The organism is Marinitoga sp. 1154 (genome assembly GCF_013363285.1).
Lineage (GTDB): Bacteria > Thermotogota > Thermotogae > Petrotogales > Petrotogaceae > Marinitoga.
Genome location: NZ_LBFB01000031.1, coordinates 1 through 16,564 on the forward strand (window position 1 = coordinate 1; position 16,564 = coordinate 16,564).

14 protein-coding genes are annotated in these 16,564 nt (G+C 28.2%); 5 read left to right on the top strand and 9 right to left on the bottom strand.

Translation table 11 applies throughout. From position 1 onward, the window contains the following. Positions 1-156 precede the first annotated feature (156 nt). The 3 genes from XO12_RS10210 (at position 157) to XO12_RS10220 (ending at position 2,280) form a co-directional block, all read left to right on the top strand. On the top strand, positions 157-1,080 hold the full coding sequence (locus XO12_RS10210) for a nucleoside hydrolase (protein ID WP_175420248.1): 924 nt from the start codon (positions 157-159) through the stop codon (positions 1,078-1,080). A 90-nt stretch (positions 1,081-1,170) separates the two neighbouring features. Then, on the top strand, positions 1,171-1,353 hold the full coding sequence (locus tag XO12_RS10215) for a hypothetical protein (RefSeq protein ID WP_047265533.1): 183 nt from the start codon (positions 1,171-1,173) through the stop codon (positions 1,351-1,353). 135 nt (positions 1,354-1,488) lie between these two features. Continuing rightward, a complete protein-coding gene (locus XO12_RS10220; protein WP_047268035.1) occupies positions 1,489-2,280 on the top strand; it encodes an energy-coupling factor transporter transmembrane protein EcfT in 792 nt (263 codons plus the stop codon). A gap of 9 nt (positions 2,281-2,289) precedes the next feature. Here the strand turns inward: XO12_RS10220 and XO12_RS10225 are convergent, their stop codons facing one another. The 9 genes from XO12_RS10225 to XO12_RS10265 form a co-directional block, all read right to left on the bottom strand. Then, positions 2,290-4,491, bottom strand: coding sequence for an AAA family ATPase (locus XO12_RS10225; protein ID WP_175420249.1), 2,202 nt, complete (start codon positions 4,489-4,491; stop codon positions 2,290-2,292). A 52-nt stretch (positions 4,492-4,543) separates the two neighbouring features. Next, on the bottom strand, positions 4,544-5,047 hold the full coding sequence (locus tag XO12_RS10230) for a biotin transporter BioY (protein WP_175420250.1): 504 nt from the start codon (positions 5,045-5,047) through the stop codon (positions 4,544-4,546). Positions 5,048-5,074: 27 nt separating this feature from the next. Continuing rightward, positions 5,075-5,998 carry an ABC transporter permease gene (locus tag XO12_RS10235; RefSeq protein WP_175420251.1) on the bottom strand — a complete coding sequence of 308 codons (924 nt, stop codon included), beginning with the start codon at positions 5,996-5,998 and terminating at the stop codon, positions 5,075-5,077. Beyond that, positions 5,991-7,145 (bottom strand): ABC transporter permease, encoded by a 1,155-nt coding sequence (locus XO12_RS10240; RefSeq protein ID WP_175420252.1) that lies wholly within the window; start codon positions 7,143-7,145, stop codon positions 5,991-5,993. The genes XO12_RS10235 and XO12_RS10240 overlap by 8 nt, the downstream gene beginning before the upstream one ends. Next, entirely contained in the window at positions 7,142-8,692 is a 1,551-nt protein-coding gene (locus tag XO12_RS10245) for an ABC transporter ATP-binding protein (RefSeq protein WP_175420253.1), read from the bottom strand. The genes XO12_RS10240 and XO12_RS10245 overlap by 4 nt, the downstream gene beginning before the upstream one ends. 129 nt (positions 8,693-8,821) lie before the next feature. Further along, positions 8,822-9,901: a BMP family ABC transporter substrate-binding protein gene (locus XO12_RS10250; RefSeq protein ID WP_175420254.1), complete on the bottom strand. Its 1,080-nt coding sequence runs from the start codon at positions 9,899-9,901 to the stop codon at positions 8,822-8,824. 88 nt (positions 9,902-9,989) lie between these two features. Beyond that, positions 9,990-11,714 carry an adenine deaminase gene (ade, locus tag XO12_RS10255; RefSeq protein WP_175420255.1) on the bottom strand — a complete coding sequence of 575 codons (1,725 nt, stop codon included), beginning with the start codon at positions 11,712-11,714 and terminating at the stop codon, positions 9,990-9,992. 32 nt (positions 11,715-11,746) lie between these two features. Beyond that, entirely contained in the window at positions 11,747-13,690 is a 1,944-nt protein-coding gene (locus XO12_RS10260; RefSeq protein ID WP_175420256.1) for an ABC transporter permease subunit, read from the bottom strand. Continuing rightward, the gene (locus XO12_RS10265; RefSeq protein ID WP_047265524.1) at positions 13,687-14,859 is read right to left on the bottom strand and encodes an extracellular solute-binding protein; all 1,173 of its coding nucleotides are present in this window, start codon (positions 14,857-14,859) and stop codon (positions 13,687-13,689) included. Before XO12_RS10265 ends, XO12_RS10260 begins: the two co-directional genes overlap by 4 nt. A gap of 66 nt (positions 14,860-14,925) precedes the next feature. On the opposite strand from XO12_RS10265, the gene XO12_RS10270 reads away from it, so the two are divergent. Further along, positions 14,926-15,486 carry an NTP transferase domain-containing protein gene (locus XO12_RS10270; protein WP_047265523.1) on the top strand — a complete coding sequence of 187 codons (561 nt, stop codon included), beginning with the start codon at positions 14,926-14,928 and terminating at the stop codon, positions 15,484-15,486. Continuing rightward, entirely contained in the window at positions 15,486-16,352 is an 867-nt protein-coding gene (locus tag XO12_RS10275) for a VIT1/CCC1 transporter family protein (protein ID WP_175420257.1), read from the top strand. The genes XO12_RS10270 and XO12_RS10275 overlap by 1 nt, the downstream gene beginning before the upstream one ends. The last annotated feature ends 212 nt before the right edge of the window (positions 16,353-16,564 follow it).

Sequence of the window (16,564 nt, forward strand, 5' to 3'; positions counted from 1 at the left end):
GTATCACCTCCAATAAGTTTTGGGTACAATATAATAATACTACAAAAGTAAATCAACACCAAGTGTGGGGGTGATGCCCTTTTTCGAAATAGCTTATAATCAATATTCTGTAAATTGAATTTACACAATATTATGTCAAAAAAAGGGGGGAATCGTATGAAAAAAAAGATAATACTTGATTGTGATCCTGGACATGATGATGCTGTAGCTATTTTATTAGCAGGTATTGCAGAAGAAATAGAGTTACTTGGAATAGTTGCTGTAGCTGGAAATTCATATTTAAAAAATACTGTAAGAAATGCCTTAATATTAACTGAAATGGCTAATTTAAATGTCCCTGTTTTTAAAGGATCAGATAAACCACTTTTAAGAAAACAAATTGTTGCTCCAGATATACATGGTGAAAGCGGTTTAGAAGGAGCCAATTTACCAAAACCATCCAAAATGCCAGAAAATAAAAATTATCTGGAATATATGGCCGAAACTATAACAAATAATCCTGATGAAATTACTTTAGTTGCAGTTGGTCCGTTAACAAATATAGCAAAATTTGCTTTAAATTATCCAAATTTAGTGCCTCTGGTAAAAGAATTAGTAATTATGGGTGGCGGAATAGAATTTGGAAATGTTACACCAAGAGCTGAGTTTAATATATATGCCGATCCAGAAGCTGCTCAAATAGTGTTTAATGCAGGTTTTAATCTAACAGTATTCCCACTTGATGTAACCCATAAAGCGAAAATATATATGGATGAAATAAAAGAGATTCAAAAAATGACATCTGAAATAGTCTCAAAAATGGGGATTTTATTGGAATTTTTTCATCAGACATATTATGATGTATTTAAAATAAAAGGCGCACCTTTGCATGATCCATGTACTATTGCATATTTAATTAATCCAGATATATTTGACTTTGAAGAATATTATGCACAGGTCGAAACTAAAGGAGAATTAACATATGGAGAGACCGTTGTTGATTACTGGCATTTAAAAGAACCAAACTCTAAATGGGCACTGAATATAAATAGAGAAAAATTTATTGAATTATTGTTTGAAAATTTAAAAAAATATAATTAATTGACATTTTTGAAAATAAATGGTAAAATCTAAATGAAGGTGAATATATATTTTAAATGATTTTTTTCACAATATAAAAGGGGGGGTATTATGAGCGAATTAAAAAAGTTATTAGAAAGAAAAAAATTTTTAGAAGGGGAAAAAGAGGCTATTAAAAAGTATATGGGACATGACGAGCATGATGAAAATCTTGAAAAAGAATGGGAAGCAATAAACAACGAACTAAAAGAAATTGAATTAAAATTAGAAGAATTAAAAGCCAAAGAAAATTAATGATGTGGGGTGAAAACTCCACATTTTTTATTATAAAAAATGTAAGCGTTCGAAAATGTTAACATAAAGAATTCAATATGAATAAAAATAGATAGTATAATTGTTATAGTAAACTTATTTATTAGGTGGTGTAATATGTTTGCAGAAAATATTGCTATAGGTCGGTATGTTGAAAAAAATTCTATTATGCACTCATTAGATCCAAGAGCCAAATTAATAGGATTATTTTTTTTAGCAGGATTTGCATTTACAATAAATAGTTTTTATGATGTTACTTTAATGTCTTTTTATACCTTATTGCTTATGTTATTATCAAAAATTGAATTAAAAATGTACGGAAAATCCATAAAATCCATGTGGATGCTTATACTTTTTGCATTTATTGTACAACTATTCAATTATGATGGTAATGTGATTTATCAATTATGGTTTATAAAAATTACAGATAAAGGATTAGCAAATGCTTCAATTATTACATTTAGACTATTTTTTGCTATTATGTTATCCTCGGTTTTAACTTTGACAACATCTCCAACATCTCTTGCAAATGCTATGGAAGATGTGTTAATCTGGTTTAGAGTTAAAAGATCTTTTGCTCATGAATTATCTATGGTTATGACTATTGCTATAAGATTTATACCAGTTATGGCCAGTGAAGCAGAAAGAATTTTTAAGGCACAGATGAGTAGAGGAGCTAATTTTGATTCGAGAAAAATATCTGGAAGGTTAAAAGGTTTGGTTGCTATAATAATTCCTTTGCTCGTTTCTGCATTAAGAAGAGCTGATGAACTGAGTATTGCAATGGAAGCTCGTTGTTATAATGGCTGGGAAGGACGAACTCGATATAAAGAATTTCAATGGTCATTCAAAGATACCGTATTCTTTATATCATTTGTTAGTCTTGGAATTATAATGATTATAATATAATGATAAATATCAAAAGCTTATATCATATTTTATAAATTTCTTTTTTTCAAAAACTGCTTTTTTAGCAAGTTCATCTGCTAAATTATTGAATTTATCTCCAGAGTGAGCCTGAACTTTTTTAAAATTAATATCGATATATTTTTTATAATATTCAAATTTTTCTTTATAAAATTTCGTTAATTCTGTATTTGTTTTCCATAATCCAAGAGCCCAATTTGCTATTCCTGAATAATCATAATATATTTCCAGACATTTTATATTTTCATTTTTTGCATATTCAAATGATAATAATGTTGCTATTATTTCACCAGCAACATTTCTATATTTTAAATATTTTTCTCCATATGTATAATATTTTTCTATATTGTTATCTTTCTTGATAATAACTATCCCAGCACCATATCTTTTTAATGTATTATCATAGCTTCCATCCACATAAGCTTTTATACATCCATTATTATCTTTATTATCTTTAATTTTTCTTTCTGCTTTTATTTGATTTTTTGAAAATAAAGACAAAAATTCCTGTGTTTTTTCTGCAGATGTACTTTCCATAACTTTGATTTTTGCTACTTTAAAATTTTTATTATAGTATATCTGAACTTTTAAGTAATCATTATCTTTTTTAAGAAAATATACTTCCTGATATTGAAAATGCTGGTTACCTATAATCTGAAAATCTTTCCTGGATACAATATTCAAAAATTGATTATATATTTTTTTTAAGTTACTATCCGGAAAAATTAAATTATATGATATATTGATATTATTTTTTATATTGAAATTATAATTTACTTCTACCTTTTCAAATATTGTTGATTTTATTGGTATATTTTTAATAAATACATTTTTTTTTGCTCTTGTTATTGATGTGTATAACCATTTAAAATACTCTTTCGATTTATAATTACCGTAATATTTTGCATCAATAAATACATTATTCCATTCTCCACCTTGTGCTTTGTGAGCTGTAACGGCATATCCGTATTTTACATGTAATGAATTAAATGTTCTATTTCCCTTTATTTTTTCTAATAATTCTTCTTCAAAATATATATCAAAGTTTTCTTTAATTTCTTTAATTGTATAAACATATAATGCCTGATAAGATAAATCATCTATATCTGTTTTTTCAGAAAATAAGGAATTTGAAAAAATTCTACAATCTATGTTTTCTTTATTTTCTATATTTTCAAGAATAACATCATGAAATTCTACTGGAATAGCTTTTTCATTTTTTATATATACAAAATCTTTAATATGATTATATATCTCTTTTACTTTAAAAAATTCCCCATTAAATATAGGTTTATTAAAATACTTTGAATTTTTAGTATTAATCAGAATATCTCCTACTTCTAAAATTTCTTTGTATCCATAGTTTTTTCGTATTTTTTTATTATATTCCAATGCAATTTTGTTCGTTGAACATATAATTATATCTTTTGCTGGATTAAAATAATCATATATTTCAAGAAAGTTAGTTTTTTCAATAAAATCATCGGAATAATCAAATTTTATTTCAAGAAAATCTTTTGCTTTTATTTTTTCCTTAAGTTTATTTGCATTCTTTAATATATAACTATCTTCTTTTTGTCTTATGATATCTTCAAGATATATTTTATCTCCTTTTAAATCAAAATTATTTTCAATATAATATTTGTCCAATGCTGGAGATATTTTTGAACCAATTGGTGGTAGTTGGTTTTCATCACCAAGGAAAATAATTTTATTGTTATATCCTATTCTAAAAACATATGTAATTAAATCCGATAATAATTTTCCACTACCAAAAACTAATTTTTCATTAAATATATCTATATCAGAAATCATAGAGCTTTCATCAATAATAAAAATGGTATCTTTTATTTGATAATTTTTAATTTCAAAAAAAACCTTAAATTCATTATTTTCCACGCTTACTTTTTCATATATAAAATCATAAATTTCACTATGAATTGTTTTTGCATTAAATGAAGATTTTTGAGATATTATGTTTGCTGCTCTTCCAGTGGGTGCAAGGAAAATAAAATTTTTATTTTTTCTTTTTAAATATCCAGCAAATTTCGAAATTAAAAATGTTTTTCCTGTTCCAGCACTACCCTGGATTATTAAAAAATCATCGGTATTATATAAAAATTTATCCAATTGATTTGCAGCATTTTTTTGATCTCTTGTTAGGTTTATATTATATAAAAAATCTAAAAACATAATATCCTCCTAATAGCAACTATTAACATTAATCAGGACATTACTGTCCTGATCAATGTTTTAAAATATTGATTTCATATTTTTGAGTTAATTTGTATGTATAATATGCAAGTATTACTTTTATAATATCAAAAGTTATAAATGGTAAAAATCCTATTTTAATAGCTTTTACAAATGAAATATTTAAATTCATCATTAATCCTGAAATCCCTGATATATAAATTATTAAAATTGCCAGAAACCCTATTATTATATTTTCAAAAGGAAAGTTGGATATAAATGTTGCCAATAGAAAACCTATTATATATCCACCAGTTGGACCTAATATAACGGATATTCCACCACTAAACCCAGCAAAAACAGGCAATCCTAAAGTACCAAGTAAAATATAAATCAATACAGGCTTCCACGCATCTTTTTTAAGAAAATATATTGTTAAGATTATGCCAAATACCTGTAATGTAAACGGTACCCCAAATGGCGTTGGTACCTTAATCCATGATGTTACTATTAAAAATGCTGTAAATAATCCCAGAAGTGATATTTTCCCTTTCATATTTTCCTCCTTTATCAGGATAACATTTTATAATTCTTTATTCCTTTTACTTTTTGTTTTACTCCATGCATAAAAAGCAAGCGCTCCCACCGTAATTATAAACGGCATTGATTGAGTTACCTCATATGGAATATCAAGGAATTGTAACGAAAATGATAACGCTTCTGAGAAACCAAATAACAACGAACCCAAAGCAACACCATATGCCGATGTTCCTCCCAAAGCCTGAGCTGCAAGCGCTATAAAACCTCTACCAGATGTCATGTCTCTGGCAAACCACGAGACATATCCCATAGATAAAAATATACCTCCAAGACTTGCAAGCATACCACTAATAATTAAAGCTGTATATTGCGTTTTGAAAACAGATATTCCAACAGAACGTGCGGCATCTGGAGATTCTCCAACAGATCTAATCCTTAAACCCAATGGAGTTTTATATAACATATACTGTATTAAAAATACTAAAATTATAGCAACATATGTCAATATATGATGACCGCTTAAAATATCTCCTAATATTGGTATATTTTTTATTATAGGTATATCAACATTCGGCAAAACCAATGATTTTAAAGAAGCTGATGATCCTTTATCTCCAGTTAATAGATATAATGCATATATTGTTCCACCACTTGCAAATATATTTAAAGCTATTGCAGCCATTATAATATCCGTTTTTAATTTTAGGGAAAAATAGGCTAAGATGGATGACATTACTATACCTGTTAGCAATGCTCCTATTACTGAAAGCCATAAGCTCTGTGTAAATCCACTTATTATAACACCAACAAACGCTGAAAACAACATAGTGCCTTCAAGTGCAATATTAGGCGTTCCAGCCAATTCAGCAACAAGAGCCCCTAAAGCTGCTAATAAAACAGGGGTTGTAACTCTTATTCCAGAAGATATAAAATCCCATGATAATATTGAACTTAATACGCTATTCATGTATCTCACCACCAGTTATTACTTCTTCACTTTTTTTGGCTTCTTTCTCTATTGCTTTCTGTCTCATTTGAGATAAAAATGCTTCTGCTGTTACCAATAAAATTATAGTTGCTTGTAAAATAGCTACCATTTCTGGAGGTATATTCGTGTATCTTCCCATTGTTTTAGCTCCAACTCTAATATACGATAAGAATAATGCTGCAAATGGAACATATATTGGATTGTTCCTTGCAAGCGTTGCTATAATTATTCCATCCCAACCATAACCTGGAGAATATAACCACACGAATCTTCCATAATATCCTAATAATTCTATTATTCCAGCGGTACCAGCAATAGCTCCACTTAATAAATGAACCTGAAAAAAGGTCTTTTGTGTATTTATTCCTGAATAATGTGCAAAGTACTTATTGTTTCCAACCAATCTAACCTTATATCCCCACGTTGTTTTTTTCATAATAAACCATAAAGCTATACTCATTACAATTGCTATTATTATTCCGCTATGCCATCTGTATCTGGTATTTAATAGAAATAAAGATGCCGAATCAGAAAATTTTAACGATACCAACTGACCTGCATTTGGATCTCTTAAAAATGTTTTTATTATAAATAACCCCATATAAAGAGCTACATAATTAAGCATTAAAGAGGTAACAACTTCAGAAGCATTCCATTTGGATTTTAAATACCCCGGAATTGCTGACCATCCTGCACCTACTAATGAAGCTATAAGAATTATAATTATAGGTGTGATTATTGGAATAGACGGAAAATATATTGCTGCTCCTGTAGCGATAGCTGCTCCAAGAAACAATTGTCCTTCTGCACCAATGTTAAAATGTTTCGCAGTAAATACCAGCGAAACTGCAAGCCCTGTTATAATTATAGGAACACTTTCATTCATCCATTGAATAAAACCTCTTAGATTAAATATCCAATTCCCACGTCTATACTTCAGTACCGGTGACAATAAAAATGTCTGGAAGGCTTTATTTGCATCTTCAATAGCTGTTTTTAATTTTTCAAAAAATGCCATATCTCCTTTTGGAAAAGCTGAGATTAAAATTAATATATATCCGAGCGCTAACGCTATGGCTATAGCTATTAATGTTCTATAAATTTCATATCTTTTTGTCGACTTCATATTAAATCACCCATTTCTTCTTTTGACATTTTCTTTATTCCAAGCATATATTCACCAAGTATATTTTCATTTATTTGAGAAACATCCTCAAAATGAGCTACGAATTCACCATGATATATTACAAGTATTCTATCAGAAACTTCTAATAATTCTGTTAAATCCGAAGAAATTAATAGAACAGCTACATTATTATCTCTTTCCTTTACAAGACGTCTTCTTATAAAATCAGCAGCAGCTATATCTATACCTCTTGTTGGTTGGTCAGCAACTATTATTTTGGAATTTGATGTAAATTCTCTAGCAACAACAACTTTTTGAATATTACCACCTGACAGCATTTTTACAGCTGTCTTGGGCCCATCTGTTCTAATATCAAATTCATCTATCATTTTTCTTGCAAATTCTGTTATTTTATTATATCTTAATACACCTTTTTTAGAAAATGGTTCTTTTTCAAATCTGTCACTAATTAAATTTTCCTCAATTGTATCTTCTTTTGATACACCATATATCATTCTATCCGCAGGAATAAAACTCATGCCAACTTTCCTGAATTCATGTGGATTATCTGCATTCATCATATTTTTTTCAAAAATAAATATTTCTCCTTTTTCAGGTTTATCCATTCCTGTAATAATATCTACCAATTCTGTTTGTCCATTTCCCTCAACACCAGCTATTCCAAGTATTTCTCCTTCCCTTAATTTCAAATTAATACCTTTTAACATTTTTACTCCATCAAATCTTGTGTATTCTATATTTTTAGCTTCCAATACTATTCTTCCTGGTTTTAAGGGTGTTTTTTCTATACTTATATCAACGTCTCTTCCCACCATCATTCTTGACATATCCTTTTCTGTTATATCCTTTACTTCTGCCTCGCCAATGGTTTTACCTCTTCTTAAAACTGTTATTCTATCCGCAATTTCCTTTACTTCATTTAATTTATGCGTAATAAATATAACAGTTTTTCCAGCCTTTGTTAGGTTTTTCAGTGCTTTAAATAATTCTACCGTTTCCTGTGGAGTTAAAACAGCTGTTGGTTCATCCAAAATTATTAAATCTGCTCCTCTTACAAGCGTTTTTATTATTTCCACCCTTTGTTTCATACCAACACTTATATCTTTTACCTTTTCCATTAATGGAACAGGTAAGCCATATTTATTCATTTCATTTTTTACAAATTCAATAGATTTTTTTAAATCTATTGAAAAACCTTTTCGTGGTTCCATTCCAAGAACAACATTTTCAACAACAGTTAGTGATGGAACAAGCATAAAATGCTGATGAACCATTCCTATTTTCAATTCTATAGCTTTGTCTGGCGAATTAATATGCACCAATTCACCATTATAATAAATTTCTCCCTCAGTTGGTTTTTCAAAACCAAATAAAATTTTCATCAATGTACTTTTACCAGCACCATTTTCTCCAAGCAAAGCATGAATCTCGCCTTTTTTTACTCTTAAATTAACCCCTTTATTTGCTGTAACACCGTTTGAATATACTTTCCATATATTTCTCATCTCAAGTACATATTCACTCATACCTCTCACCTTTCTTAATAAGAATTAATAATTAAATTTTATACCAATATAATCTAAAAAAATATTTACTTTTAATAAAATAGGGGCTTATCAGCCCCCATCTGTTTATATTATATTTTTCTTTTGTTATTATGGTCTTACAGAATTTCTAATTTTATTTAACTCTTCATTGCTCATTCCATATGCAGTTGGAACTGTGATATCCCCTCTAATAATCGCCAGTTCAATTTCTCTTAATTTTACCAATACCCATGGATCAGATTTCATAACTTCCCTGAAATATTTATTATCAGCTAATCCTATACCCCTTTCTTTTAAACCTAAAGCTTCTACTTTACCCAATGGCATTTTTCCTTCTAAATATAATTTTATCGCTCTAAATAATGAATAATCCACATTTTTCATCATAGAGGTTAGTGTATGTTTTACTATATCCATATCTTTTTCTTCATATAATAATTGCATATCAGAATCAACACCTATTGACCATCTATCCATTTCTTTAGCAGCAGCTAAAACTCCATTTCCTGTTTCACCAGCAACTGCAAATACAACGTCTGCTCCCTGCCTATACATAGATAACGTAAATTCTTTCCCTTTTGCAGGGTCATTCCATGCTCCAACATAAGAAATTAACACTTTCATATCGGGATCAATATATTTTGCACCTTCAATATATCCAACTAAAAAGTCGTTTATAACAGGAATATCCATACCACCAAGAAAACCTATAACCTTTTTATTTGGTACAGAATATTTAAATTTATCTGACTTTGAAACCAATGCAGCCATAGCACCAGCTAAGAAAGAACCTTCATTTTGCTTATAAGTAATAGAATATACATTTTGTAAATTTCCCTGAGAATAATCTACAGCATCATCAAAAATAATATATTTATTTTCTGGATATAATGGAGCTATTCTCTGTAGTAATTCAACCATCTGCCATGTTCCAACAATGATTATATCGTATTCACCTAAATCGGATATATCTTCCAGTGTGGGTTCCCACTCAGAAGGATTATATCCCATCTCTATAATTTTTGTTTCCACTCCCAGCTTTTCTTCAGCCCATTTCATTCCTCTTGCCGCTGAATCAAAGAATGATTTATCTCCCAATGTTCCATTTATCAATAAGGCAACCTTCACCTTACCAAATAAAGTCAAAGATAACACAGCAATTAATAAAACAACTAAAATCTTCTTCATATAAACCCCTCCTTAAAAAAATGAAATAAATCTAAACTTAATATAATTTTACTATAAATCCTCTATTTTTTAAAACGCATAAAAATGATTATTTTACAAATAAATCCACATATTCCTGTTTATTAACATTAACAAGGCCATTATTGGTAATTTTCAACGTTGGTATAACGGCTAATTGTAAAAAGGATAATGTCATAAATGTTGCATCTATTCCACCGAGTTCTCGCATTTTCTCTTCCAGAAATTCCAGTTCTTCCACAACTGCCTCTAAATTTTTATCGGTCATTAATCCAGCTATTGGAAGTGGCAATCTTGCTAAAATTTTTCCATTTTCAACAACAACCATACCACCATTCATTTTTTCTATCTCTTTTACGGCTATAAACATATCTTTATCATTTGTACCAATAATTCCTATATTATGTGAATCATGCCCCACACTCGTTCCAACAGCTCCACGTTTTATTCCAAAACCTTTGACAAATCCAATTGAAAAATTAGTCCCTGTATGTCTTTCAAAAATTGCAATTTTTATAATATCATTCTTTATATCAGGAACCACAAAACCATTCTCAACTTCAGGTTCTACAATTATTTCATCGGTTAATAATGATCCTTCATATATCTTAATTACGCGTATTTTTCCTCCTTTATTTTTTACTTTTAAATCATCAACTGAAAATTCTGGTAAAACAACTTTTCCAAATTTTTTTGGTAAATCATTATATACTCCTTCCATTTTATCTATAAAAACACCATCTTTAACTACCATTCTGGAATCTTTAAATACCATTCGTATATTCATTTTTTCTAAATCATCAACAACTATCATATCGGCTTTATATCCCGGAGCTACAGCCCCCATACTTCTCAAATTATAATACCTTGCGGTGTTTATAGTAGCCATTCTTATAGCTATTATAGGATCAATTCTTTTTTCGATACTTTTTCTTACAAGATAATCAATGTCTCCATCTTTCAATATATCAAGAGGTTCTCTGTCATCTGTACAAAATGAAAAACTATGATGATTCATTGGATTAACAGCTTCAATTAAAGCATCAAGATTTTTTGCTGCTGTACCTTCTCTTATAAACACCTGCATACCTTTACTAATCTTTTCCAGCGCTTCTTCTTTAGTTGTACATTCATGATCAGATCTAATAAATGCATCAATATATGCATTTAATTCTTTCCCTGTTACTCCAGGAGCATGTCCATCTATTTTTTTATACATATGTCTGAGAATTTCTATTTTTGTTAATAATTCTGAATCCCTATTTATTACACCTGGAAAATTCATCACTTCACCAAGTGCTATTATTCTATTTGGATATGAATCAACAAATCCTACCATGTCTTCAGGCCCCAATCTTGCACCTGATGTTTCCATAATTGTGGCAGGAACTGCTGAAGGTATGGCTATATATACATTTAAAGGTATTCCTTCTGTAGATTTTATCATATATTCTAATCCATCAAGTCCTAAAACATTTGAAATTTCATGTGGATCTGCAATTACAGTTGTTGTACCTCTTAACAATACAGCTTTAGCAAATTGCCTTGGTGATAGCATAGAACTTTCTATATGCAAATGGGCATTGATAAAACCAGGTAATAAATACATACCTTCTAAATCTATTATTTCTTTTCCATCATCATAATCACCAATTCCTGCTATTCTTTTCCTAAATAAAGCAACATTTGTTTCTTCTATTTCGCCTGTAAAAACATTAACAAGTTTTGCATTTTTCAATAAGACATCTGGTTTTTCTTTTCCAAGCGCTACTGGTATAATATCCTTTATTTTCATATTCACCCTCCCAATCAAAATTTAAAAATTTTTTAAAAACTGTCTTTTAGTACTCCATTCATTAGTGGTTTTCTGATAAATATAAATATAATACCCAAAAATATCATATTAAGTATTGATGATGCAGCGAACAAATCCCATTTTGGATATGATGTTCCAGCTTCCCCAATAAATGAATATAATTTTACTGAAATAGGATAAAGCTTATCTTTATTCAATAACATCAAAGCAGGAATAAATCCATTCCACCCTTTCATAAAACCGATTAAAGCTGAAACTAATATAGCTGGAATTGTTAATGGAAAAATTATATAAAAATATGATTTTATTTTTGTAGTATCAAGTATAGCATTTTCTTCCAATTCCTTTGGTATTTTATCTATGTATCCTTTTATTAAAAAAGTTGCCATTGGTAATGTATGTGTCGTATAAACCAGAGACAAACCAAATAATGAATTTAATAAATTCAGCCTTTTAAATACCATAAAAAGCGCAATTATAGAATGTACCCCACCAAGAAAATCAATAAAAATCAATAATGGCAAAACCCAATTCAAACGTTTTTTCGATATGAATAATGCAAGTGGATACGCAAAAACTGGGACCATCAAAGCAGTCAGAGAGGATATTATAATAGTATTTAATAAATTTTTTTCTATGTGAACTTCAGAAAAAATGCGTTCGTAATTGTTTAGTGTGATTTCCGCTGGAATTGGAGAAACTATAATATCATTGGTATTTGAGATAGAAATTAAAAGTATATGATAAAATGGAAGGATTATAATAAAGATTAAAATACCTATAAATGCAAATTTTATTATTTTTAAATTGTCAAATCTTTTTATTTGTGGTATAACTGGTGTTTTTTCTTTGAAAATTATCCACATTAATGAAATTATAGGAACAAAATCAAATCCATTCCAAAATCCATTTAATCTAATGCTTATAATCATTATTGTCATATCCAAAAATACAATCACAGCAAATAGGTTTCTTTTCTTCAAAAGAATAAAATATAATGCTGCGGATAATAACAATAATGGGTTTTTGATGAAAAAGAAAGTTAATACTTTTATTGAAACTATAAATAGAATGAATTTTTTTAAATTAATTGTTCTTCTTGTTAAGAAAATAAAGGCTATAAGCATAACGAAAAACGCAGAAATAATGCTATAAGAAGAAATTATTCCAAAATCAAAGTATGTATTTGAAACAAAATAGTTAAAAACTCCCATAGTAGTAGTTATACCAACAATACTATGGCTGGTAAGACCGTCAAATAAAGGCGGCCCACCAGATGTTAATAAAAACGGAACGGTAAAATCCTTAAAGTGATTTGCAAAAGTAATTAAGAACCATGAAATTATTGTGGGTTTAATATAAGGAATTGTTATGTTTATTAACGTATTTAAAGAATTAGCTCCATCTATTTTCGCAGCAAGATGTAGCTCTTTTGGAACCTCCTGAAATGCCGAAATTAAAACCATAACAACAATAGGTAATTCAAGCCATATACTTACAAAAACTCCCCATCCAAATCCTGCCATTGCATCTGTAAAAAGATTTGTATTCAAATGAAATAGATTTTTTATTAATGAATCTGTACCATAACCATATATTAAAGCTCGCCATATCAAAACTCCCATATATGAAGGTATAATCCACGGAATCATAATTAAGAAAAATATTAACTTTTTATTCTTTATCTTTTCTTCAAGTAAATAAGCCAGTATAATGCCTAAAATTATCACTGCAGTAGAAATAATTGAAGACCATAAAAAACTGATTTTAACAGCTATAGATACACCAGAATCATTTAAAATCTTTAAATAATTTTGAATTCCAACATACGATATATTCTCTCCAAATGGAGATAAATATAGAGATGTTTTCAGTAAATATAACATTGGTATTATTAAAATAAATGTAATCAAAATCGCAGCCGGCAATATTAACATATATGTTTTCCTTTTCATTTCTGATCCATAAATTTCTGTGTTTTTGTAATTATTTCATCCATATTATTATTTGTTGTTAAAATAAGCGTAAGCATTGTTCTAATACCTTTCCAGTATTTTCCCTTAAAGAATGCTGATGTTGGCATTGGCTTTCCAATCTCTACAGATCTATATGCAGTTTTGAAATATTCATCCTTTCCTTTTAAAATATCAAATGCATCTTTATTAACCGGAAATTTATATAAATCTTTACAGAAATCTATCTGAGATTTTTTATCTATTATAAATTTTAAAAAGCTTAAAACTTCTTTAGATTTTCTCCCTCTAATTACACTAAAACCTTTATAATCTATAATAGGTGTCATATAATTATTTGCTTCTTCTATATACGGTAAAGGTAAAATCCCAAAGGCTGTATTTGATTTTATAAAATCAGGTATCATAAAACTACCAAAGAAAATCATCCCTATTTTGTTGTTTTTTAATCCGGAAATCAATCCCTGTCTCTCAATTAAATTCGCAGATTTATCCACATTTATAACTTTATTGATAAAATTAATAGCTTTTAAAGTGTTTGAATCATTAACTATAACCCTACCATTTGAATATAATTCTTTTTTTCCAAAAGCCCATTGCATTGTTGGAAACCAATATGGAGAATTTGCTCCCCAGGCTAATCCAATATATTTATCATCTTTTTTTATTAAATTCGAAACCTTCAACAAATCTTCAAAGGTATAACTTTCATCTAAATGAATATTATATTCAGATAATATTTTTTTATTATAATAAAGGATCTGTGTATCAAAATAAAATGGAACTCCAAAATAATGGTCATTTTCTTTAAACGCTTCAAATGAATCCTTTATTAAACTATTTTCAAATTCTTTTTTTATCTCATCTAAAGATTCTATTAAATACGCTTCTTTTAATCTTCCTACATCATCATTTTTCAATAAAATTAAATCAGGCAATTCGCCATTACCTTTGAAAGCAGTAAAAATTTTATCTGGAATTCTCTTTTGTTTAATAATATTAACTTTAATATCAGGATATTCTTTTTCAAACTCAATCGCAATGCTTTTAAGTTCATCTATCCCTTCATATTCAAACCATATTGTTATATTTTTTGAAAATATAAATGTGGTTAAAATTATAAAATATATTAAAATAATCTTTCCTTTCATAAAACTCCTCCTTTTTTGTGATATAATCTTAACATATATTATACAGCATAAAGGAGGATTTTTAAAATGAAAATACTGGGAGTTATACTCGCTGCAGGGCTTTCTACAAGATTTAAAGACAATAAGCTTTTATTTGAATATAATGGAAAGGCGTTATTGCAATGGACTATAGACCTTTTAAATAAATTTGATATTGATAAATTAATGATTGTGAATGAAAAATGGAAAAGTATTAAAAAAAATTTTGATTATAATAATTTTAAAATAATAGAAAACCCAGACTATAAAAATGGAATTTCTTCATCAGTTAAAGAAGCTATAAAATTTGCTTTAAAATATGATTATGAAAGTATGTTAATATTTCTTGGAGATATGCCGCTTATTCCAAAAACTGTAGTAACAACAATATTAAATAGCACATCAGAAAAACCAATTATAGCTCCATATTATAAGGATAAAAAAGGCTTTCCAACATTAATAAAAAAACCTTTATTTTATGATATTTTAAATATACATGGCGATTCTGGTGTAAAACAGATTATAAAAAATAATCCTGAGTTTGTTGAAAAAATAAATGTTGATTATCCAGAAGTTACGGTTGATTTTGATTACAAGTTGGAGGTGTAATTGTGGATGAAAAAATAAAAAATCAATTGATAAATTTCCAGAAAAATGAAATTACAGAATATTATGTTTATTTAAAATTGTCCAAAAGGATTAAAGGGAAAAACGGACACATTTTAGAAGAAATTGCAAAAGATGAATATAAACATTATCAATTAATAAAAAATCATACAAAAGTAGAAATTCGACCAAATAAATTTTTTATTTTCTGGTATATTTTGCTTTCTTATATTTTTGGTTTAACTTTTGCTTTAAATGCTATGGAAAAAGGTGAAGAATCCGCCCAAATAAATTATGAGGAAATTAAAAAACATGTGCCTGAATTTGAAAATATAATAGCAGATGAAAACAAGCATGAAAAACAGTTATTGGGTTTAATTAATGAAGAAAAAATACATTATATCAGTTCTATGGTTTTGGGGTTAAATGATGCACTGGTAGAATTAACAGGAACATTGGCTGGTTTAACCTTTGCATTTCAAAATTCCAGACTCGTCGCTTTATCTGGTTTGATTACTGGAATTGCAGCATCATTTTCTATGTCAGCATCGGAATATCTTTCGCAAAAAGCTGATAAAAACTCCAAGAATCCTTTGAAGGCTTCAATTTATACAGGAATTGCATATATTATAACTGTTTTTTTACTCGTTATTCCTTATTTTATTTTTTCAAATCCATTAATGGCTTTAACTTTTACTATATTTAACGCAATAATTGTTATAGTATTCTTCTCTTTCTTTGTTTCTGTTGTTCAGGAAAAAACATTTAAACATTATTTCTTTGAAATGTTGTTTATTAGTTTTAGTGTTATGATCTTATCTTTTGTTATTGGTTTAATTGCAAGACAGTTTTTTAATATAGAAATATAGAAATATAGAAATATATTAAAACAAAAACTCCAGGTAATTCCTGGAGTTTTTGTTTTAATTAACCATTGATGGACTTTCAAAATTTGTTTTTATAAACCAAATGTGTAATTTTATTCCATTTTCTTCTTCTAATATATATTCAAAATCTTTTATTGTATTTGAATATATTATTAACCATCCCTCTTTTAACCCTTTTCTTTTTATATATTCTT

What these genes read in the sequence shown, in the direction of transcription:
- XO12_RS10210 (WP_175420248.1), top strand. Translation starts at nt 157, where the DNA reads ATGAAAAAAAAGATAATACTTGATTGTGATCCTGGACATGATGATGCT.
- XO12_RS10215 (WP_047265533.1), top strand. Translation starts at nt 1,171, where the DNA reads ATGAGCGAATTAAAAAAGTTATTAGAAAGAAAAAAATTTTTAGAAGGG.
- XO12_RS10220 (WP_047268035.1), top strand. Translation starts at nt 1,489, where the DNA reads ATGTTTGCAGAAAATATTGCTATAGGTCGGTATGTTGAAAAAAATTCT.
- XO12_RS10225 (WP_175420249.1), bottom strand. Translation starts at nt 4,491, where the DNA reads ATGTTTTTAGATTTTTTATATAATATAAACCTAACAAGAGATCAAAAA.
- XO12_RS10230 (WP_175420250.1), bottom strand. Translation starts at nt 5,047, where the DNA reads ATGAAAGGGAAAATATCACTTCTGGGATTATTTACAGCATTTTTAATA.
- XO12_RS10235 (WP_175420251.1), bottom strand. Translation starts at nt 5,998, where the DNA reads ATGAATAGCGTATTAAGTTCAATATTATCATGGGATTTTATATCTTCT.
- XO12_RS10240 (WP_175420252.1), bottom strand. Translation starts at nt 7,145, where the DNA reads ATGAAGTCGACAAAAAGATATGAAATTTATAGAACATTAATAGCTATA.
- XO12_RS10245 (WP_175420253.1), bottom strand. Translation starts at nt 8,692, where the DNA reads ATGAGTGAATATGTACTTGAGATGAGAAATATATGGAAAGTATATTCA.
- XO12_RS10250 (WP_175420254.1), bottom strand. Translation starts at nt 9,901, where the DNA reads ATGAAGAAGATTTTAGTTGTTTTATTAATTGCTGTGTTATCTTTGACT.
- ade (WP_175420255.1), bottom strand. Translation starts at nt 11,714, where the DNA reads ATGAAAATAAAGGATATTATACCAGTAGCGCTTGGAAAAGAAAAACCA.
- XO12_RS10260 (WP_175420256.1), bottom strand. Translation starts at nt 13,690, where the DNA reads ATGAAAAGGAAAACATATATGTTAATATTGCCGGCTGCGATTTTGATT.
- XO12_RS10265 (WP_047265524.1), bottom strand. Translation starts at nt 14,859, where the DNA reads ATGAAAGGAAAGATTATTTTAATATATTTTATAATTTTAACCACATTT.
- XO12_RS10270 (WP_047265523.1), top strand. Translation starts at nt 14,926, where the DNA reads ATGAAAATACTGGGAGTTATACTCGCTGCAGGGCTTTCTACAAGATTT.